This window comes from Agromyces neolithicus (assembly GCF_039529735.1).
GTDB classification, from domain to species: Bacteria; Actinomycetota; Actinomycetes; order Actinomycetales; family Microbacteriaceae; genus Agromyces; species Agromyces neolithicus.
This window is the reverse complement of sequence record NZ_BAAANJ010000006.1, coordinates 232322-250634: the sequence shown is the minus strand read 5'-3', so window position 1 is coordinate 250634 and position 18313 is coordinate 232322. Positions and strand designations below refer to the sequence as shown.

The window sequence follows — 18313 nt, the reverse complement described above, 5'->3', positions numbered from 1 at the left end:
GGCTCTGACATCATCGACAGAGACCTTCGACCGGAACGGAACCCCACGTGAGCCTTCAGCTGAGCGAGTTCTCGCGGCAGATCGGCGCGGCCCGAGTCGCCGTCAACGCCGCCGACACCCTCGTGACCCAGGCCGCGGCAGTGCTCGACCTGTTCGAGTCGCACGACGGCGAGCTCGTCGACGGCTTCAGCATCCAGGCCGGATGGGCGCCGCTCATGCTCGTCGAACGGGGCGAGGGGCGATTCGACGTCGCAGCACCCGACTTCGCCACGAAGACGCCCGAGCACGTCGGCTGGGTCACCGATCTCACCCTCGCGCTGTGGGTGCTGAACGGGCAGGTCACGCTCGCCCGCGAACTGCCCGAGACGGCCGCCCGTCCGATCCACTTCGCCGACACGGTGCTCTGCGCCCGCGACATCGAGGGTGCCGAGCGCCTCATCATGAGCCGCACGACGCGTCGCGACGCGCCCGACGACTCCGGTTGGTTCATCGACGTCTTCCCGCAGCCCGACCGTCGGCGCGAGCCCGCGGAGTTCGTGCGCTGGCCGGCGTACCAGACCCTCGGAATCAACAAGCACCTCGCCCGGGCGCTGGCGCTGCCCGAGGGCTACGGCGCGATCGTGAGCGAATCGCGCATCGACGCGATCATCGAACTCGCGGGCAACACCGTCGCCGTCCGCGGTCCGCTGTGACCGGCGGGCAGGCGAGCACGCCTGACGCCGGCCGCATCGGCGACGCCGACGCAGAGCTCCTCGCGTTCGCGGCGAAGGGTCGAATCACCGTATTCTCCCCAGACGACGCGATGCTGCGCATCGGCGACATGGAACAGCTCTACGAGCTGCGGCAGCACGGTGAACGGTTCGAGCTGACCCGGCAGCAGCGCAGCCCCGCACCCATGTTGCTCATGTCGAGCACGTCGCTCGAGGCGGTGCGCCGGTTCCTGTTGCGCGTGCTGGGTGTGACCGTACGTGCCGAGCTGCGACTGCCGCGCCTGGCGCTTGCGTTCGATCCGGCCGCGCTGCCCGACGGCTTCGTGCTCAGCAACGCAGTCGACGCCGACACCGTCAGCGGCGCCGACACCGTCAGCGACCTGAACGGTATCGAGCTCGTGTGGACCGAGCGCGGCGAAGCGATGTCGGCGCGATTCCGGCCCGGCAGTGCGGGCGAACGCGACGCGGTGCAGTTCGCCGGTTACGCCACGGCGTCCGAGCGTACACTCATCGAATCGCTGCTCGAGCCGAGCGGTCGACCGCTGTTCGCCACCGCCTGAGCGCGATCTACGCGAGCGCGACCTGTTCGAGCGAGCCGGCGACGACGAGGTCGCGGATGCCGCGGAAGTCCTCGGCGAGCGTGAACCGCAGTGCGCCACCCGGCTGGCCGAACCATGGCTGCACCAGGTCGGCACGCACGAGCACGTCGCCGGCGGTCACGAACCGATGCAGCTCGGCTCCCTCGACGAGTGCGGTCGGCGGCAGCGCACGCGCCTCGACCGAGGTACCGGCCGGAAACAGCAGCACGCCGTCGAGCGCACCGATGCGATCGAGCGCAAGCTCGGGCGGCAGCGTGATGAGCTGGCTGCCGGCGGCGAGACGCTCGCGAAGCTCGGCGTAGTGCCCGGCCGCACCCGCGGCGAGCGCCTCGAACTCGGCGGCGGGCAGGGTGCGCGGAACGGGCAGCGGCCGGTCGAGGTACTCGAGCAGCAGCCGGGCGATGCCGGCCTCGGTGTCATCGCGGGCGAGGGGCGCCGCCTGCCCGTAGTCGAGCGTCGCGAGCTGGAAGCCGCCGTCGGCAGCGAGGATCTCGAGCGCACCCTCGATGGGCCGCACATCGTCGCCGGGAAGGACGACGGCAGTCTTGAGGATGCCGCGGGCGTCGAGTTGCTGCCGAAGATCGTCGAACATGCCGTCCAGCGTATCCGTTCGAAGTCGGCCGCGACCGGCTCGGGCATGGGGAGAGCTCCCCATCTCGCGCGGGTGCATGGGGAGTGCTCCCCGAGGCCCCTCGCGGGCCGAACCGATAGGCTTCCGCGGGTACCGTGACTCTCGAAAGGGGCGCCATCCGATGGCCGAGATCGACATCCGACGACTCACCGAGGTCGGCACCGCGTACTTCGCGAAGCTCACTCCCGACACCCGGCTGAATGTCGTCGAACTCGCCGATGATGCGGGGGTGTGCATCGTGCACGCCATCCGCGGTGGCGGCAAGATCTACGTCGCGCCCGACGAGAGCGTGCTCTTCGTGGGCTCGGCGGTCAACTTCGAGGCCGGACTCGGTGCGTTCCTCGACGGTGTGCGCACGCCGCCCGAGAAGTTCGTCATCGACGGATCTGAGGCGGCGGGACGGCCCGAATGACCAGCGACGCGCTCGCCTCGCGCTGCGAGGAGCTGCGCCAGCCGGTGCTCGACCTCGTCGAGATCGGCATCCTGGCGACCATGAAGCCGTCGGCCGTTCCGCAGCTCGCCGAGCGCATCGAGGCGGTGCGCTCGGTGCTCGCCGCCGGCACTGCCGGCATCGATGAGCAGGCGTACCTCGACTGGCATCCGATCGGGGTCGCGACACTGCACCGAATGGATGCCGCAGCACGCGCCGGTGACGCCGCGGGAGCGTGGGCGCTCCTCAAGGACCCGAACATCGGGTTCAACCCGCTCGGCGAGGCCTGCCAGGGCGTTCCCGGCTGGTGAGCAGCCCCTTGCCGGCGTCGCGGTCAGGTCGTCTCGGCCGGCCACTTCGGGTCGAGCTGCGGGGCCTTCCACTTGAGGCTGTCGAACGCCGACTCGTGCAGCGTCGCCGGGATGCCGTGCGCAGTCGCCGCCGCGAACAGCGCGCATACGACATCGCTCGTCGACTGCTCCGAGAGCACAGCGTCGAGCAATAGGGGCAGCACGCCGCGGCGGCTGCCGTCGGGCCACCTTCCGTACAGCGTGATGCGCTTCGCGGCCGCGAGTGACGCGCAGCGTCGCCGCAGCGCCTCGCCGTCGCGCACCGCGAGCTCGCTGAGCACCGTGCCGTTGCCCGCCTTCAGCGCGAGTCGCCCGAACCAGCCGTAGATCGGCACCGAGCGCAGCCGGTTGGTGCGGGGGCGGTCGTTGAGCACGGCCACGAAGACGAGGTCGCCCCATTCGATCTCGGGCGCTCCCGCGAGCGTGATGCCGCGCTCGGTGATCGTGCACGCCGACGACGAGTCGCCCACGAGCAGTAGGAGCAGGCGCCGGCGCAGCACGCTCGTCACGACGAGGCCCGCCGAGGCGACGGCGAAGACGGCCGCGAGGGTGATCGTGAACCACGAACCGAATCCGGTCGCGGCCATCGCCCAGATGCCCGCGAGCGAAGCGAGCAGCAGCACGACGCCGACCACGATGAACCCCGAGTTCCACCGCCCGGCGGTCGCGACCTTCGCGAGATCGAGCGGCACGTCGAATCGGGCGGGGCCGCCCGTCGGCAGGACCTCCACGGCTCAGCCCCGCAGGAAGGGGTCGATCGAGCCGGCGGCGCCCCGTTTCGACGGCCTGCCGTAGTCGTCCGGGCCGAGGGCCTTCAGCTGCGCGTAGGCACCGTCGCGCAGGGTGATGAGCGGCCACGTGCGGGTTGCGGCGCCCGTGCCGTGCGCCACGGTGACGAACGCGACCTGCTCGTCGGTCGAGACGTAGACTCCGACGTACGTCTCGCCCTTCTTGTGGCTGCCGATCGGCAGGTACTGTGCGGGGTCGCCGCTCGCGAACGCGGCATGCCACCTGGCGGCCGTCTCGGCGTTGCAATCGATGCGGAACATGCGGCGCGTCAGCGGCGCACCCGAGGGGAGCAGCCGCCACGTGTACGAGCCGCTGATGGCGAGCCATCCGAACAGGAACGCGAAGAACGCCGTGAGCACCACGAGCCCGGGGGCGACGAGGCCGCTCATGCCGGCGCGACGCCCGGTCATCTGCGACGAGTCGACGACGATCGCGTCGAAGGCGACGACGGCGAGCACGAGGCCGATGAGCGCACTCGCCGCGAGTGCCGAGTAGACCGCGGTGCGGGCCGCCGAGCGGGTGCGTCGGAACTGTTCGGGCAGCGCGCTGAGGGTGGCGTCGGTCGGCTTCACGGTCGGCCTTTCGGAATCGGGGCGTCGCATCGACCCTACCGATTCGCCGAGGCGGCACCCGCGTCGGGTGCGGACGACCGGCGGCTCCGGCACCGTCGACGGCAACCCGGTGCGTAGGCTCGACGTGTGGATCAGACGCGACGCTCGGGTTGGGTCGTCGCCGCGTTCTCGGCGGCGGCATATCTCGCGCTCGTCGTCTGCGCCTACGGCTTCGTCAGCCTCTTCACCGACGCCGAGGTCATCGCCAGCCCCGATGCCGGGCTGCTCGTCGGCCCCGCGATCGTCGCTGCCGCCGTGACCGCACTGCTGCTGCACCTCGGGCGGGCGCTGCGCCGACCGGCGCACATGGCGGGCGCCGTTCTGCTCGCCGCCCTCTGGACGTGGCTCGCGGCCGTGGTCGTCGCGACGATCGCCTACTCGCTCGCCACCGGCACGGCACTGGCGAGCCTGCTGTTCGCGCTCGGGTTCGGCGTCAGCTGGTTCGGGCTGCTGATCCCCGCGCTCGCGGGGCTCGTCGCCTCGCTCGCCGTGCTCATCGCGCGCGGCCAGCAGGGCGGGGCCGAGCGCCCGCGGTGGCCGTGGGAGCGCGATGAAGACGAATGACGGCGCGGCCTGAGCCTGCGTGAGCGGCACCTGCGACGCGCCACCTGCTCGCCCGGTCGCCCGGCCCGTCACCGCTCGCAGTATCGTGAACACCGTGGAGGGTTCCGTCGAGGCGCGCGTGAGCCACGAGGTCGACCGCTGGCTCGCTTGGCTGCCGCGGTGGCGACCCGGCACGCACCGCGCGCGCGTTCGCCTCTGCCAGCGCTGCTTCGGCTCGCCGATCCTCGCTGCGGCCGGCCTCGAGGTCGACGTTCCGCACCCCGTGCAGCACGCGTTCTCGATGCGCATGAAAGGCATCATCGACCTCGCCGTCGACGACTACACGGCACGCAACCTGCCGATGCTGCACCGCGAGATCCGCCTCGCCGAGGAGCGCAAGGCGCGCCGGCCGTACCGCGCGGGCGAGGGGCTCGATCCCGAGTTCCTGGGGCTCGAGCTCGACCCCGAGCCCGTGCCCGACCAGCCGTTCCTGTTCACCCTCACGGGCCTCGAGGCCGATGCCGCCGCCGAGGCCGCCGAGCCCGCGCCGCGGCCGTTCACCATGGACGAGAAAGAGGCGCTGCGCGAAGAGGTGCGCCTCGCCGACGACTTCGCAAAGCAGCTCGGCCGCCGCATCTGCAGCGAGCTCACGCATCACCGCGAACGCATCGGCGTCGCCGTCGCCGAGTTCGTCGAGCCGCAGATCGAAGACCTCCTCGCCGATCTCGATCGCGAACTCGACTCACCGGGATGGCTCGGCTGACGAACGGCCGCGGCATGCGGCATCCGACCGTCATTTGACCGCAACGTTACGCGGCATTACCATTGATCGGGTGTGCGCGTTGACGCGTGCTTGTTTCCTGCCTGCAGTTCGATGGCAACATTCGATCTGCGACATTCGATCGTGAACGACATGGGCAGGCGGCGAGCGGGCGAAGGTCGCACACTCCACGGGCACCCGACGGGTCGCCCCCACGGCATACCCACCAACTGAAGGCCCTGCAGTTCTGCAGGGCCGGTGGGTCGTGATGTGAAATTCCATCAACGCTGTCACCGTGCAGCACAACAAGGAGAAGCAGTGCCAACCATTCAGCAGTTGGTCCGCAAGGGTCGCTCGCCGAAGGTCACCAAGACCAAGGCTCCCGCCCTGAAGGCCAACCCCCAGCAGCGCGGCGTGTGCACGCGTGTGTACACCACCACCCCGAAGAAGCCGAACTCCGCGCTCCGCAAGGTCGCTCGTGTGAAGCTCTCGAACGGCACCGAGGTCACCGCCTACATCCCCGGTGAGGGCCACAACCTGCAGGAGCACTCGATGGTGCTCGTGCGCGGCGGTCGTGTGAAAGACCTGCCCGGTGTGCGCTACAAGATCATCCGCGGCGCGCTCGACACGCAGGCCGTGAAGAACCGCAAGCAGGCTCGTAGCCGCTACGGCGCGAAGATGGAGAAGAAGTAATGCCTCGCAAGGGTCCCGCTCCGAAGCGCCCCGTCGTCGCCGACCCGGTCTACGGTTCGCCCGTCGTCAGCCAGCTCGTCAACAAGATCCTCATCGACGGCAAGAAGGACCTCGCGCAGCGCATCGTCTACGACGCGCTCGAGACCGTCGCCGCCAAGTCGGGCCAAGACGCCGTTGCCACCCTCAAGAAAGCGCTCGACAACGTGCGCCCCACCCTCGAGGTGCGCTCGCGCCGCGTCGGCGGCTCGACCTACCAGGTCCCCGTCGAGGTCAAGCCCCACCGTGCGAACACCCTGGCGCTGCGCTGGCTCACCAGCTATGCCAAGGCCCGTCGCGAGAAGACCATGACCGAGCGTCTCACCAACGAGATCCTCGACGCATCGAACGGCCTGGGTGCCGCGGTCAAGCGCCGCGAAGACACCCACAAGATGGCCGAGTCGAACCGCGCCTTCGCCCACTACCGCTGGTAATGGGCTGAGCGGATGTCCCGACCCGCTGTGCTCATCGGGCAACAGCACGACGGGGCATCCGCTCGCACTCCCTTCCCCTGCCTGAATCCTCCGGAGGAACCCCCGTGGCACAAGACGTGCTCACCGACCTGAGCAAGGTCCGCAACATCGGCATCATGGCGCACATCGATGCCGGCAAGACCACCACCACCGAGCGCATCCTGTTCTACACGGGCGTCAACCACAAGCTCGGCGAGACCCACGACGGCGCCTCGACGACCGACTGGATGGAGCAGGAGAAGGAGCGCGGCATCACGATCACGTCTGCCGCCGTGACCTGCTTCTGGAACAAGAACCAGATCAACATCATCGACACCCCCGGCCACGTCGACTTCACGGTCGAGGTCGAGCGCTCGCTGCGCGTGCTCGACGGTGCCGTCGCCGTGTTCGACGGAAAAGAGGGCGTCGAGCCCCAGTCCGAGACCGTCTGGCGTCAGGCCGACAAGTACGACGTGCCCCGCATCTGCTTCGTCAACAAGATGGACAAGCTCGGCGCCGACTTCTACTTCACCGTCGACACCATCGTCTCGCGCCTCGGTGCGAAGCCGCTCGTGCTGCAGCTGCCGATCGGTGCCGAGAACGACTTCATCGGTGTCGTCGACCTCGTCGAGATGCGCGCCCTCGTGTGGCCCGGCGACTCGAAGGGCGACGTGACGATGGGCGCCAAGTACGAGGTGCAAGAGATCCCGGCCGATCTCAAGGAGAAGGCCGACGAGTACCGCCACACGCTGCTCGAGACGGTCGCCGAGACCGACGACGCGCTGCTCGAGAAGTACTTCGGCGGCGAAGAGCTCACGGTCGCCGAGATCAAGGGCGCCATCCGCAAGATGGTTGTCAACTCCGAGATCTACCCCGTGCTCTGCGGTTCGGCGTTCAAGAACCGCGGTGTGCAGCCGATGCTCGACGCGGTCGTCGACTACCTGCCGTCGCCGCTCGACGTGCCCGCCATCGAGGGCCGCAACCCGCGCAACGAAGAAGAGATCATCGAGCGTCACCCCGACGCCAACGACCCCTTCGCCGCCCTCGCGTTCAAGGTCGCCGTGCACCCGTTCTTCGGCCGCCTCACCTACGTGCGCGTCTACTCGGGTCACCTCGACTCGGGTGCCCAGGTCATCAACTCGACCAAGGGCAAGAAAGAGCGCATCGGCAAGATCTTCCAGATGCACGCCAACAAGGAGAACCCGGTCGACTCGGTCACCGCCGGCAACATCTACGCGGTCATCGGCCTCAAGGACACGACCACGGGTGACACGCTGTGCGACCCCGACAAGCAGGTCGTGCTCGAGTCGATGACGTTCCCGGCGCCGGTCATCGAGGTCGCGATCGAGCCCAAGACCAAGGCCGACCAGGAGAAGCTCGGCACTGCGATCCAGAAGCTCGCCGAAGAAGACCCGACGTTCCGCACCGAGCTCAACCCCGAGACCGGCCAGACCGTCATCAAGGGCATGGGCGAGCTGCACCTCGACATCCTCGTCGACCGCATGAAGCGGGAGTTCAAGGTCGAGGCGAACGTCGGCAAGCCGCAGGTGGCCTACCGCGAGACCATCAAGCGCGCGGTCGAGAAGCACGACTACACCCACAAGAAGCAGACGGGTGGCTCCGGCCAGTTCGCGAAGATCCAGTTCGCCCTCGAGCCTCTCGAGGTCACCGCCGAGACGACGTACGAATTCGAGAACAAGGTCTCCGGCGGCCGCGTTCCGCGTGAGTACATCCCCTCGGTCGACGCCGGCTTCCAGGACGCCATGCAGTACGGCATCCTCGCGGGCTACCCCATGGTCGGTGTCAAGGGCATCCTGCTCGACGGCGCCGCCCACGACGTCGACTCCTCGGAGATGGCGTTCAAGATCGCCGGGTCGATGGGCTTCAAAGAGGCCGCTCGCAAGGCGAACCCCGTTCTGCTCGAGCCGCTGATGAGCGTCGAGGTCCGTACTCCCGAGGAGTACATGGGCGACGTCATCGGCGACCTGAACTCGCGCCGCGGTCAGATCCAGTCCATGGAGGACGCCGCCGGTGTGAAGGTCGTGCGTGCGCACGTCCCGCTCTCGGAGATGTTCGGCTACATCGGTGACCTGCGGTCGAAGACCTCGGGCCGCGCGGTGTACTCGATGGAGTTCGAGAGCTACGCGGAGGTCCCGAAGGCTGTGGCCGACGAGATCGTCCAGAAGAACAAGGGCGAATGATTCTCCCTAGCGGGGGCTCTGGCCCTCTGCCCGCACGGCCCACCCGGGTCGCGTAACATATCAACAAATCCCCGTAGCACACCGGTCGCAATCCAGCGCCCGGGGTGTCTACACGAGTCCTGAGGAGGACCCACAGTGGCTAAGGCCAAGTTCGAGCGGACCAAGCCGCACGTCAACATCGGAACGATCGGTCACGTCGACCACGGCAAGACCACGCTCACCGCAGCGATCTCGAAGGTGCTCGCCGACAAGTACCCGTCGGCCACCAACGTGCAGCGCGACTTCGCGTCGATCGACTCCGCTCCTGAAGAGCGTCAGCGCGGCATTACGATCAACATCTCGCACGTCGAGTACGAGACGCCGAAGCGCCACTACGCGCACGTCGACGCCCCTGGTCACGCCGACTACATCAAGAACATGATCACCGGTGCAGCCCAGATGGACGGCGCGATCCTCGTGGTCGCGGCGACCGACGGCCCGATGGCCCAGACGCGTGAGCACGTCCTGCTCGCCAAGCAGGTCGGCGTGCCGTACCTGCTCGTCGCCCTGAACAAGAGCGACATGGTCGACGACGAAGAGATCCTCGAGCTCGTCGAGCTCGAGGTGCGCGAGCTGCTCTCGAGCCAGGGCTTCCCCGGCGACGACGCTCCCGTCGTGCAGGTTTCGGGCCTCAAGGCGCTCGAGGGTGACGAGAAGTGGGTCCAGTCGGTCCTCGACCTCATGGAGGCCGTCGACAACTCGATCCCCGACCCGGTGCGCGACAAGGACAAGCCGTTCCTCATGCCCATCGAAGACGTCTTCACGATCACCGGTCGTGGCACGGTCGTCACGGGCCGCGCCGAGCGTGGCACGCTGAAGATCAACTCCGAGGTCGAGATCGTCGGCATCCGCCCGACGCAGAAGACCACCGTCACGGGCATCGAGATGTTCCACAAGCAGCTCGACGAGGCATGGGCCGGCGAGAACTGCGGTCTCCTGCTCCGTGGTACCAAGCGTGAAGACGTCGAGCGCGGCCAGGTCGTCGTGGCCCCCGGCTCGGTGACCCCCCACACCAACTTCGAGGGCACTGCCTACATCCTCTCGAAGGACGAGGGCGGCCGTCACAACCCGTTCTACGCGAACTACCGTCCGCAGTTCTACTTCCGCACCACCGACGTCACCGGCGTCATCACGCTGCCCGAGGGCACCGAGATGGTCATGCCCGGCGACACCACCGACATGACGGTCGAGCTCATCCAGCCGATCGCCATGGAGGAGGGCCTCGGCTTCGCCATCCGCGAGGGTGGCCGCACCGTGGGCGCCGGTACCGTCACGAAGATCATCAAGTAGTCTTCGCGATCTGCGACCTGCAAGGGGGTCGGGCCTTCGGGCCCGGCCCCCTTCGTCGTGCATGCGGGGGTCGGGACGGCATCGCGCGGTCGGCGGGCCCGGCCCCCTTCGTCGTGCATGCGGAGGTCGGGACGGCATCGCGCGGTCGGCGGGCCCGGCCCCCTTCGTGGCACCCCGTGAGCCCCATTTCGCACCCGCGAGCAGGGCGTCCCCCATTGTGGTGACAAATGATTGCGCGGCGGATTCTTTCTGAGGGCTTGTCGCGTTTACGCTGGTACCGATGGCCGCACCACCGCCACCCACGAGATCCCCCGCACGACCCGAGATCCAAGCTCTTCGGGCCGTGGCCGTCGGCGCGGTCCTCCTGCATCACGGATGGCCGGCCGTGGCTCCCGCCGGGTACATGGGCGTCGACGTCTTCTTCGTGGTCTCGGGCTTCCTGATCACCGGCCTGCTGATGCGCGAAGCCGAGCAGCGCGGCCGCATCTCGCTTCGCAAGTTCTACATGCGGCGCGCGCGACGCATCCTTCCCGCCGCGGTCGCCGCGCTGCTCGTCATCTCGGCGATGACGCTGGCCTTCGTGCCGCAACGCGAGTGGGCGGCGTGGTTCCGTGAGATCGTCGCGAGCACGCTCTACTACGAGAACTGGCAGCTCGCGATCGACTCGCAGATCCCGCAGCGTGCCGACCTCGAGTCGACGCCCGTGCAGCACTTCTGGTCGCTCTCGGTCGAAGAGCAGTTCTACCTGTTCTGGCCGCTGCTGATCGTCGTCGCGCTCTGGGTCGCCGCCCGCCGGGGCGCGGGCTCGGTCGGCACCGTGCTCGCGATGCTCGGCGCCGTCACCCTCGCCTCGTTCGCGCACTCGCTCGTGCTCACCGCCGACGACGCGAACCTCGCCTACTTCTCGACCCTCTCCCGCACGTGGGAGTTCGGAGTCGGCGGCATCCTCGCGATCGTGGCGAGCAGGCCCTGGCCGGGCAACGACCGCTTGCGCACGGTGGTCTCGTGGGTCGGTCTCGTGCTCATCGTCGTGCCGATCGTGACGTTCCGGTCGCCCGAGGTCTTCCCCGGGCTCGTCGTGGTCATCCCCGTCGTCGGAACCATGGCGGTCATCTGGGCGGGCATGCCACCCGGACCGCTGTCGACCGCCCGGGTGGCCGGGCTCCGCCCGGTGCAGTGGGTCGGCGACGTCTCGTACTCGCTGTACCTCTGGCATTGGCCGATCTTCATGTTCACCCCGTACATCACCGGTATGCCGAGCCCGCCGTGGCTCATGGTGCTGCTCGTGGTCGTCTCGCTCACGGTCGCCGGCCTCTCCAAGCGGTGGATCGAAGACCCGTTCCGACATGGCGCGCACGGCATACGCGTGCGGTCGAGGGTGTTGCTCGGCGGGCTCGCGGCCAGCATCTCGGTGATCGTCGGTGCCGGATTCGTCGCTCCGAGCGTCGCCGCCGAGAACATGCTGGCCTGCGAGCAGTCGCAGCCGCAGCCGCAGGGGCGTGACGAGGGCGACTGATGCGACGCCGCAGGCTCAGACGGCAGTGCCGTCGATCGTCGTGTCGAGTTCGATGCTGTCTTCGACGCTGCGCGCCACGGTGCATCCGCGTTGGATCGCTCGCTGCATGATGTCGATGAGCTTGGTGCGGTCGCCGGCGTCGAGCCCCCCGAGGTCGACGAGCAGTTCCTCTTCGATGCGGGTGTAGCGGTTCTCTTCGGGGTCGCTGACCCCGTGCGCCCAGATGGTGATGGCGTAGTCGTCACCTAGGCGGCGGGCGGCGACCCGGTCGGTGCTGAGTCCGGCGCAGCCGATAAGGGCGATCTTCAGCAGCTCGCCCGGGGTGAAGTGCTCGCCCTCGAGCTCGGAGCCGCCGATGCGCACGGTCGCGCCGCGCTCGTTCAGGCCCTCATACGTGCGGCCTCCGGTGCGGGTGACCGAGACGCTGCCCGGTCCGATCCGCTCGCTCACCTGGTGCGCGTGCTCGCTCATGGGGTCTCCTGTCATCGCGGTGGGTGCTGCCTCCATCATGCGCCACAGCGGCGCGGGAATCCGTGGTTCCTGCGACGTCGCTGGGAGATGCGTCGGGCGCGACACGCCCGGGTTGCACGGATGCCGCGACTGTGGCAAACTCGTTGGGTTCAACATTTCGAACGCGTGCACTCGTGCGCGCTGATCGAATCACTGTCAGGCAGTGCATAGCCACCCGCGGTGCTCGTGAGAGAGCAGGCGAGGGGTCAGGCTAGGCCGCAGGCAGGAGAACAGACAAACCGACAACCTCGAGGCCATAGGTCGCCTATGTCCGCGCGCGCGTCGGTGAGGCTCGAAGGTCGAGCGTGTCGAGGGTACCGCCCGGGGAGATCCCGAACGGTGGTTTCGACAGGCTCGATCACCGGCCTTTGACAGAAGAACAGTGGTGCTTCGCACGAAGTGGCTACGCGGCGTCCAATGCCCTCGGAAGGGGTAAGACGCCTTGACAGAGAGAGAGTTCGAGATGGCGGGACAGAAGATCCGCATTCGACTGAAGTCGTATGACCACGAGGTCATCGACACCTCGGCGCGCAAGATCGTCGACACGGTGACCCGCGCGGGCGCCACGGTCGTCGGCCCGGTGCCGCTTCCGACCGAGAAGAACGTGGTGTGCGTCATCCGTTCGCCCCACAAGTACAAGGACAGCCGCGAGCACTTCGAGATGCGCACGCACAAGCGCCTCATCGACATCGTGGACCCGACGCCGAAGGCCGTCGACTCGCTCATGCGTCTCGACCTTCCCGCCGACGTCAACATCGAGATCAAGCTCTGAGGTAACAGATGTCTTCCGCTACCAAGAACGTGAAGGGACTGCTGGGCACCAAGCTCGGCATGACCCAGGTGTGGGACGAGAACAACAAGCTCGTTCCGGTCACTGTCATCGAGATCGCCCCGAACGTGGTCACCCAGCTCCGCACGGCGGAGAAGGACGGCTACGAGGCCGTGCAGATCGCCGCAGGCGCCATCGACCCCCGCAAGGTGAACCAGCCCGCGTCCGGCCATTTCCAGGCCGCCGGCGTCACCCCGCGTCGCCACCTCGCCGAGGTGCGCACCGCTGACGCGTCGAGCTACGAGCTCGGCCAGGAGCTCACCGCCGACGGCACATTCGAGGCCGGTCAGCTCGTCGACGTCGTCGGCACGAGCAAGGGCAAGGGCTTCGCCGGTGTCATGAAGCGCCACAACTTCAAGGGCGTCTCCGCTTCGCACGGTGCCCACCGCAACCACCGCAAGCCCGGTTCGATCGGTGCCTCGTCGACCCCCAGCCGTGTCTTCAAGGGCATGCGCATGGCCGGTCGCATGGGCGGCGACCGCGTGACCGTGCTGAACCTCCGCGTGCACGCCGTCGACGCCGAGAAGGGCCTCCTGCTCGTCAAGGGCGCGGTTCCCGGTGCGCGCGGCCGTCTCGTTTTCGTCCGCAACGCAGTGAAGGGGGCGTAGTCCATGGCTACCGCCAACACCATCGACGTGCTCGACGCGACCGGCAAGAAGTCCGGTTCGGTCGAGCTGCCCGCCGAGCTCTTCGACGTGCAGACCAACGTCCCGCTCATCCACCAGGTCGTCGTCGCGCAGCTCGCTGCGGCACGCCAGGGCACGCACAAGACCAAGACCCGCGGCGAGGTTTCCGGCGCCGGTCGCAAGCCGTTCAAGCAGAAGGGCACCGGCCGCGCCCGTCAGGGGTCGATCCGCGCTCCCCAGATGACCGGCGGTGGCATCGTGCACGGCCCGCAGCCGCGCGACTACTCGCAGCGCACCCCCAAGAAGATGATCGCCGCCGCCCTCCTCGGCGCCCTCTCCGACCGCGCCCGCGGCGGCCGCGTCCACGCGGTCTCCGGGTTCGTCGCCGGTGAGACCCCGAAGACGAAGGACGCCCTCGCGCTCCTCGGTGCGATCGCCCCGGCCAAGCGCTACCTCGTCGTGCTCACGCGTGACGAAGAGCTCGCCGAGCGCGCCGTGCGCAACATCCCGACCGTGCACGTGCTGCCGGTCGACCAGCTGAACGCCTACGACGTGCTCGTCTCCGACGACATCGTCTTCAGCAGCGCCGCGCTCGAGGCCTTCGTGGCCGCGAAGTCGGCGAAGAAAGAAGAGGTCTCGGCATGAGCGCCGCACACAACAAGGACCCGCGCGACATCATCCTCTCGCCGGTCGTCTCCGAGAAGAGCTACGGCCTGATCGACGAGGGCAAGTACACGTTCATCGTGGACCCCCGCTCGAACAAGACCGAGATCAAGCTCGCGATCGAGAAGATCTTCAACGTCCAGGTGGCGTCGATCAACACCCTGAACCGTCAGGGCAAGACCCGCCGCACCCGGTTCGGCATCGGCAAGCGCAAAGACACCAAGCGCGCGATCGTCACCCTCAAGTCCGGCTCGATCGACATCTTCACGGCTGTCGGCTAGGGAGCAGAGGAAAACACATGGCTATTCGTAAGTACAAGCCCACGACTCCGGGTCGTCGCGGTTCGTCGGTCGCCGACTTCGCGGAGATCACGCGCTCGACCCCCGAGAAGTCGCTGCTGCGCCCCCTGTCGAAGACCGGTGGCCGCAACAACCAGGGCCGCATCACGACGCGTCACATCGGTGGTGGCCACAAGCGCCAGTACCGCGTGATCGACTTCCGTCGCAACGACAAAGACGGCGTGAACGCCAAGGTCGCGCACATCGAGTACGACCCCAACCGCACGGCGCGCATCGCGCTGCTGCACTTCGTCGACGGCACCAAGCGGTACATCCTGGCTCCGAACAAGCTCGCCCAGGGCGACGTCGTCGAGTCGGGCCCGAACGCCGACATCAAGCCAGGCAACAACCTGCCGCTGCGCAACATCCCCACCGGTACCGTCGTGCACGCCATCGAGCTGCGCCCCGGTGGCGGTGCCAAGATGGCCCGCTCGGCCGGCGCCTCGGTGCGCCTCGTCGCGAAAGACGGCCCCTACGCCCAGCTGCGTCTGCCCTCGGGCGAGATCCGCAACGTCGACGCGCGCTGCCGCGCGACCGTGGGCGAGGTCGGCAACGCCGAGCAGTCGAACATCAACTGGGGCAAGGCCGGCCGCAAGCGCTGGAAGGGCGTCCGCCCGACCGTGCGCGGTGTCGCGATGAACCCGGTCGACCACCCGCACGGTGGTGGTGAGGGCAAGACCTCCGGTGGTCGCCACCCGGTCAGCCCCTGGGGCCAGTCCGAGGGACGCACCCGTCGCCCCAACAAGGAGAGCGACAAGCTCATCGTCCGTCGTCGCACCGTCGGCAAGAAGCGCAAGTAGGAGTAGAAGAAGATGCCGCGCAGTCTCAAGAAGGGCCCCTTCGTCGACGATCACCTGCTTCGCAAGGTCGTCAACCAGAACGAAGCCGGTTCGAAGAACGTCATCAAGACCTGGTCACGTCGCTCGATGATCATCCCCGCCATGCTGGGGCACACGATCGCCGTGCACGACGGCCGCAAGCACATCCCGGTGTTCGTCACCGAGACCATGGTGGGTCACAAGCTCGGCGAGTTCGCCCCCACCCGCACCTTCCGTGGACACGTGAAGGACGACAAGAAGGGCCGCCGCCGCTGACGCGGTGGCGTGAAGGAGGAAAGAAATGGTGGAGTCGATCGCACGCGTGCGACACATCCGCGTGACCCCCATGAAGGCCCGCCGCGTCGTCAACATGATCCGCGGCAAGCAGGCACAGGAGGCACTCGCCATCCTGAAGTTCGCACCCCAGGGTGCGAGCGAGCCGGTGTACAAGCTCGTCGCCTCGGCCATCGCGAACGCTCGCGTCAAGGCCGATGCCTCGAACACATACCTGGACGAGCAGGACCTCTACATCAGCCGCGCATTCGTCGATGAGGGCACCACCCTCAAGCGATTCCAGCCGCGCGCTCAGGGTCGTGCCTTCCGCATCAACAAGCGAACGAGCCACATCACCGTCGTGCTCGCCACGCCCGAGGAGGGTACGAAGTAATGGGTCAGAAGGTCAACCCGTACGGCTTCCGTCTCGGCATCACCACCGACCATGTGTCGCGGTGGTTCTCCGACTCGACGAAGCCCGGACAGCGCTACGCCGACTACCTCGCCGAGGATGTCAAGATCCGTCGCCTGCTGCAGACGTCGCTCGACCGCGCGGGAGTCTCGCGCATCGAGATCGAGCGCACCCGTGACCGGGTCCGCGTCGACATCCACACGGCCCGTCCCGGCATCGTCATCGGCCGCCGCGGCGCCGAGGCCGAGCGCATCCGCGCCGACCTCGAGAAGCTGAGCGGCAAGCAGATCCAGCTCAACATCCTCGAGGTGAAGAACCCCGAGGCCGACGCCCAGCTCGTCGCGCAGGGCATCGCCGAGCAGCTCTCGGCTCGCGTGGCCTTCCGCCGCGCGATGCGCAAGGGCCTGCAGGGCGCACAGCGCGCCGGCGCCAAGGGCGTTCGCATCCAGGTGTCGGGCCGCCTCGGCGGCGCCGAGATGAGCCGTTCCGAGTTCTACCGCGAAGGCCGTGTGCCCCTGCACACGCTGCGCGCGAACATCGACTACGGCTTCTACGAGGCCAAGACCACCTTCGGCCGCATCGGCGTGAAGGTCTGGATCTACAAGGGCGACATCACCAACAAGGAGCTCGCCCGCGAGCAGGCTTCGCAGAAGCCCTCGCGCGGTGACCGCAGTGACCGCCCCCGCCGTGCGCCCAAGGCGCAGGAGCCGGTGGCAGCAGGAGTTGAGGCATAACCATGTTGATTCCCCGTCGAGTCAAGTACCGCAAGCAGCACCACCCCGGCCGTTCCGGCCAGGCGACCGGTGGCACGAAGGTCTCCTTCGGTGAGTACGGCATCCAGGCCCTGACCCCCGCCTACGTGACGAACCGTCAGATCGAGTCCGCTCGTATCGCGATGACCCGTCACATCAAGCGTGGCGGCAAGGTGTGGATCAACATCTACCCCGACCGTCCGCTCACGAAGAAGCCCGCCGAGACCCGCATGGGTTCCGGTAAGGGTTCGCCCGAGTGGTGGGTCGCCAACGTCAAGCCGGGTCGAGTCCTCTTCGAGGTCTCCGGCGTCGACGAGCAGCTCGCTCGTGAGGCCATGACCCGTGCTATCCACAAGCTGCCCCTCAAGGCACGCATCATCAAGCGCGAGGAGGGCGACGCATAATGGCCGTCGGCACCAAGGAGCTCAGCCCCGCCGAGCTCGACACCTTTGAAGACGAGCGACTCGTCGACGAGCTGAAGAAGGCCAAGGAGGAGCTGTTCAACCTGCGCTTCCAGTCGGCCACCGGCCAGCTCGAGAGCCACGGCCGCGTCAAGGCCGTCAAGCGCGACATCGCTCGCATCTACACGGTCATCCGTGAGCGCGAGCTCGGCATCCGTGCCACTCCCGCACCGGTCGAGGCGGCTCCCGCCAAGGCCGAGAAGAAGACGAAGAAGGCCAAGGCCGAGGCATCCGCTGATGCAGCTGCCGAGGCAGAGACGAAGGAGGCCTGATCATGGCTGAGACCGAGAAGGCCCCCGAGGCCGAGGTCGCCGAGACGGCCGTCGCCCAGCGCCCGTACCGCAAGGTGCGTCGTGGCTATGTCGTCAGCGACAAGATGGACAAGACCATCACCGTCGAGGTCGAGGACCGCGTCAAGCACCCGCTGTACGGCAAGGTCCTGCGTCGCTCCTCGAAGGTCAAGGCGCACGACGAGCAGAACACCGCCGGCATCGGCGACCTGGTCGTCATCACCGAGACCCGCCCGCTCAGCGCCACGAAGCGCTGGCGTCTCGTCGAGATCGTCGAGAAGGCCAAGTAAGCCTCGGGCTTGCTTGAAAGAAGGAGTTCGAAGTGCTTCAGCAGGAATCACGAGTCAAGGTCGCCGACAACACCGGCGCCAAGGAGCTGCTCACCATTCGCGTTCTCGGCGGCTCGAAGCGTCGCTATGCCGGCCTCGGTGACGTCATCGTCGCGACCGTCAAGGACGCCATCCCGGGTGGCAACGTCAAGAAGGGCGATGTGGTCAAGGCCGTCATCGTCCGCACCGTCAAGGAGACCCGTCGTCCCGACGGCTCCTACATCAAGTTCGACGAGAACGCCGCGGTCATCCTGAAGAACGACGGTGACCCCCGCGGCACCCGCATCTTCGGACCGGTCGGTCGCGAGCTTCGCGACAAGAAGTTCATGAAGATCATCTCGCTGGCACCGGAGGTTATCTAA

Annotated in this window: 27 protein-coding genes; 23 read left to right on the top strand and 4 right to left on the bottom strand. The window is 67.8% G+C overall.

What is annotated here, in order from left to right; translation table 11 throughout:
- Positions 1–47: 47 nt before the first annotated feature.
- A complete protein-coding gene (locus ABD164_RS10065; protein WP_344295806.1) occupies positions 48–692 on the top strand; it encodes an immunity protein Imm33 domain-containing protein in 645 nt (214 codons plus the stop codon).
- Positions 689–1270, top strand: a complete 582-nt coding sequence (locus ABD164_RS10060; protein WP_344295803.1) for an Imm61 family immunity protein — start codon at positions 689–691, stop codon at positions 1268–1270. The genes ABD164_RS10065 and ABD164_RS10060 overlap by 4 nt, the downstream gene beginning before the upstream one ends.
- Positions 1271–1277: 7 nt before the next feature.
- Here ABD164_RS10060 and ABD164_RS10055 read toward each other — a convergent pair whose 3' ends face one another.
- On the bottom strand, positions 1278–1901 hold the full coding sequence (locus ABD164_RS10055; RefSeq protein ID WP_344295801.1) for a TNT domain-containing protein: 624 nt from the start codon (positions 1899–1901) through the stop codon (positions 1278–1280).
- A 160-nt stretch (positions 1902–2061) separates the two neighbouring features.
- Here ABD164_RS10055 and ABD164_RS10050 point away from each other — a divergent pair, with 160 nt between their 5' ends.
- Both ABD164_RS10050 and ABD164_RS10045 read left to right on the top strand, forming a co-directional pair.
- Positions 2062–2352: a hypothetical protein gene (locus tag ABD164_RS10050; protein ID WP_344295799.1), complete on the top strand. Its 291-nt coding sequence runs from the start codon at positions 2062–2064 to the stop codon at positions 2350–2352.
- Positions 2349–2681, top strand: coding sequence for a hypothetical protein (locus tag ABD164_RS10045; RefSeq protein WP_344295797.1), 333 nt, complete (start codon positions 2349–2351; stop codon positions 2679–2681). The genes ABD164_RS10050 and ABD164_RS10045 overlap by 4 nt, the downstream gene beginning before the upstream one ends.
- A 23-nt stretch (positions 2682–2704) precedes the next feature.
- Here ABD164_RS10045 and ABD164_RS10040 read toward each other — a convergent pair whose 3' ends face one another.
- A complete protein-coding gene (locus tag ABD164_RS10040) occupies positions 2705–3451 on the bottom strand; it encodes a hypothetical protein (RefSeq protein WP_344295795.1) in 747 nt (248 codons plus the stop codon).
- Between the two features lie 3 nt (positions 3452–3454).
- On the bottom strand, positions 3455–4081 hold the full coding sequence (locus tag ABD164_RS10035) for a hypothetical protein (RefSeq protein ID WP_344295793.1): 627 nt from the start codon (positions 4079–4081) through the stop codon (positions 3455–3457).
- Positions 4082–4207: 126 nt separating this feature from the next.
- On the opposite strand from ABD164_RS10035, the gene ABD164_RS10030 reads away from it, so the two are divergent.
- From ABD164_RS10030 to ABD164_RS10000, 7 genes are all read left to right on the top strand, one after another.
- A complete protein-coding gene (locus tag ABD164_RS10030) occupies positions 4208–4684 on the top strand; it encodes a DUF6121 family protein (RefSeq protein ID WP_344295791.1) in 477 nt (158 codons plus the stop codon).
- 94 nt (positions 4685–4778) lie between these two features.
- Positions 4779–5426: a spermidine/putrescine ABC transporter substrate-binding protein gene (locus ABD164_RS10025; protein WP_344295789.1), complete on the top strand. Its 648-nt coding sequence runs from the start codon at positions 4779–4781 to the stop codon at positions 5424–5426.
- A gap of 315 nt (positions 5427–5741) precedes the next feature.
- A complete protein-coding gene (gene rpsL, locus ABD164_RS10020) occupies positions 5742–6116 on the top strand; it encodes a 30S ribosomal protein S12 (RefSeq protein ID WP_022889720.1) in 375 nt (124 codons plus the stop codon).
- Positions 6116–6586, top strand: a complete 471-nt coding sequence (gene rpsG, locus ABD164_RS10015) for a 30S ribosomal protein S7 (protein ID WP_344295787.1) — start codon at positions 6116–6118, stop codon at positions 6584–6586. Before rpsL ends, rpsG begins: the two co-directional genes overlap by 1 nt.
- 104 nt (positions 6587–6690) lie before the next feature.
- Positions 6691–8805 carry an elongation factor G gene (fusA, locus tag ABD164_RS10010; protein ID WP_344295785.1) on the top strand — a complete coding sequence of 705 codons (2115 nt, stop codon included), beginning with the start codon at positions 6691–6693 and terminating at the stop codon, positions 8803–8805.
- Between the two features lie 135 nt (positions 8806–8940).
- Positions 8941–10134: an elongation factor Tu gene (tuf, locus tag ABD164_RS10005; RefSeq protein ID WP_344295783.1), complete on the top strand. Its 1194-nt coding sequence runs from the start codon at positions 8941–8943 to the stop codon at positions 10132–10134.
- A gap of 280 nt (positions 10135–10414) precedes the next feature.
- Positions 10415–11650 carry an acyltransferase family protein gene (locus ABD164_RS10000; RefSeq protein WP_344295781.1) on the top strand — a complete coding sequence of 412 codons (1236 nt, stop codon included), beginning with the start codon at positions 10415–10417 and terminating at the stop codon, positions 11648–11650.
- 15 nt (positions 11651–11665) lie between these two features.
- Here ABD164_RS10000 and ABD164_RS09995 read toward each other — a convergent pair whose 3' ends face one another.
- Positions 11666–12121, bottom strand: coding sequence for an OsmC family protein (locus ABD164_RS09995; protein WP_344295779.1), 456 nt, complete (start codon positions 12119–12121; stop codon positions 11666–11668).
- Positions 12122–12623: 502 nt separating this feature from the next.
- On the opposite strand from ABD164_RS09995, the gene rpsJ reads away from it, so the two are divergent.
- Genes rpsJ through rplN form a run of 12 tightly spaced genes read left to right on the top strand, consistent with a single transcriptional unit; the run spans position 12624 to position 18313 of the window.
- On the top strand, positions 12624–12932 hold the full coding sequence (rpsJ, locus tag ABD164_RS09990; protein ID WP_017201594.1) for a 30S ribosomal protein S10: 309 nt from the start codon (positions 12624–12626) through the stop codon (positions 12930–12932).
- Between the two features lie 8 nt (positions 12933–12940).
- Entirely contained in the window at positions 12941–13597 is a 657-nt protein-coding gene (gene rplC, locus ABD164_RS09985) for a 50S ribosomal protein L3 (protein ID WP_344295778.1), read from the top strand.
- Between the two features lie 3 nt (positions 13598–13600).
- The gene (rplD, locus tag ABD164_RS09980; protein ID WP_344295777.1) at positions 13601–14260 is read left to right on the top strand and encodes a 50S ribosomal protein L4; all 660 of its coding nucleotides are present in this window, start codon (positions 13601–13603) and stop codon (positions 14258–14260) included.
- On the top strand, positions 14257–14559 hold the full coding sequence (gene rplW / locus ABD164_RS09975; RefSeq protein WP_344295776.1) for a 50S ribosomal protein L23: 303 nt from the start codon (positions 14257–14259) through the stop codon (positions 14557–14559). Before rplD ends, rplW begins: the two co-directional genes overlap by 4 nt.
- A gap of 17 nt (positions 14560–14576) precedes the next feature.
- Positions 14577–15416, top strand: coding sequence for a 50S ribosomal protein L2 (rplB, locus tag ABD164_RS09970; protein ID WP_344295775.1), 840 nt, complete (start codon positions 14577–14579; stop codon positions 15414–15416).
- 12 nt (positions 15417–15428) lie between these two features.
- Entirely contained in the window at positions 15429–15710 is a 282-nt protein-coding gene (gene rpsS / locus ABD164_RS09965) for a 30S ribosomal protein S19 (RefSeq protein WP_307039500.1), read from the top strand.
- 25 nt (positions 15711–15735) lie between these two features.
- Positions 15736–16101: a 50S ribosomal protein L22 gene (gene rplV / locus ABD164_RS09960; RefSeq protein ID WP_130353516.1), complete on the top strand. Its 366-nt coding sequence runs from the start codon at positions 15736–15738 to the stop codon at positions 16099–16101.
- Positions 16101–16853 (top strand): 30S ribosomal protein S3, encoded by a 753-nt coding sequence (rpsC, locus tag ABD164_RS09955; RefSeq protein WP_231046103.1) that lies wholly within the window; start codon positions 16101–16103, stop codon positions 16851–16853. The genes rplV and rpsC overlap by 1 nt, the downstream gene beginning before the upstream one ends.
- 2 nt (positions 16854–16855) lie before the next feature.
- Complete coding sequence (rplP, locus tag ABD164_RS09950) at positions 16856–17275, top strand: 50S ribosomal protein L16 (protein ID WP_344295774.1); 420 nt, start codon at positions 16856–16858, stop codon at positions 17273–17275.
- The gene (gene rpmC / locus ABD164_RS09945; RefSeq protein ID WP_022889732.1) at positions 17275–17604 is read left to right on the top strand and encodes a 50S ribosomal protein L29; all 330 of its coding nucleotides are present in this window, start codon (positions 17275–17277) and stop codon (positions 17602–17604) included. The genes rplP and rpmC overlap by 1 nt, the downstream gene beginning before the upstream one ends.
- Before the next feature lie 2 nt (positions 17605–17606).
- Positions 17607–17912, top strand: coding sequence for a 30S ribosomal protein S17 (rpsQ, locus tag ABD164_RS09940; RefSeq protein WP_344295773.1), 306 nt, complete (start codon positions 17607–17609; stop codon positions 17910–17912).
- Between the two features lie 32 nt (positions 17913–17944).
- Positions 17945–18313 carry a 50S ribosomal protein L14 gene (rplN, locus tag ABD164_RS09935; protein WP_156999952.1) on the top strand — a complete coding sequence of 123 codons (369 nt, stop codon included), beginning with the start codon at positions 17945–17947 and terminating at the stop codon, positions 18311–18313.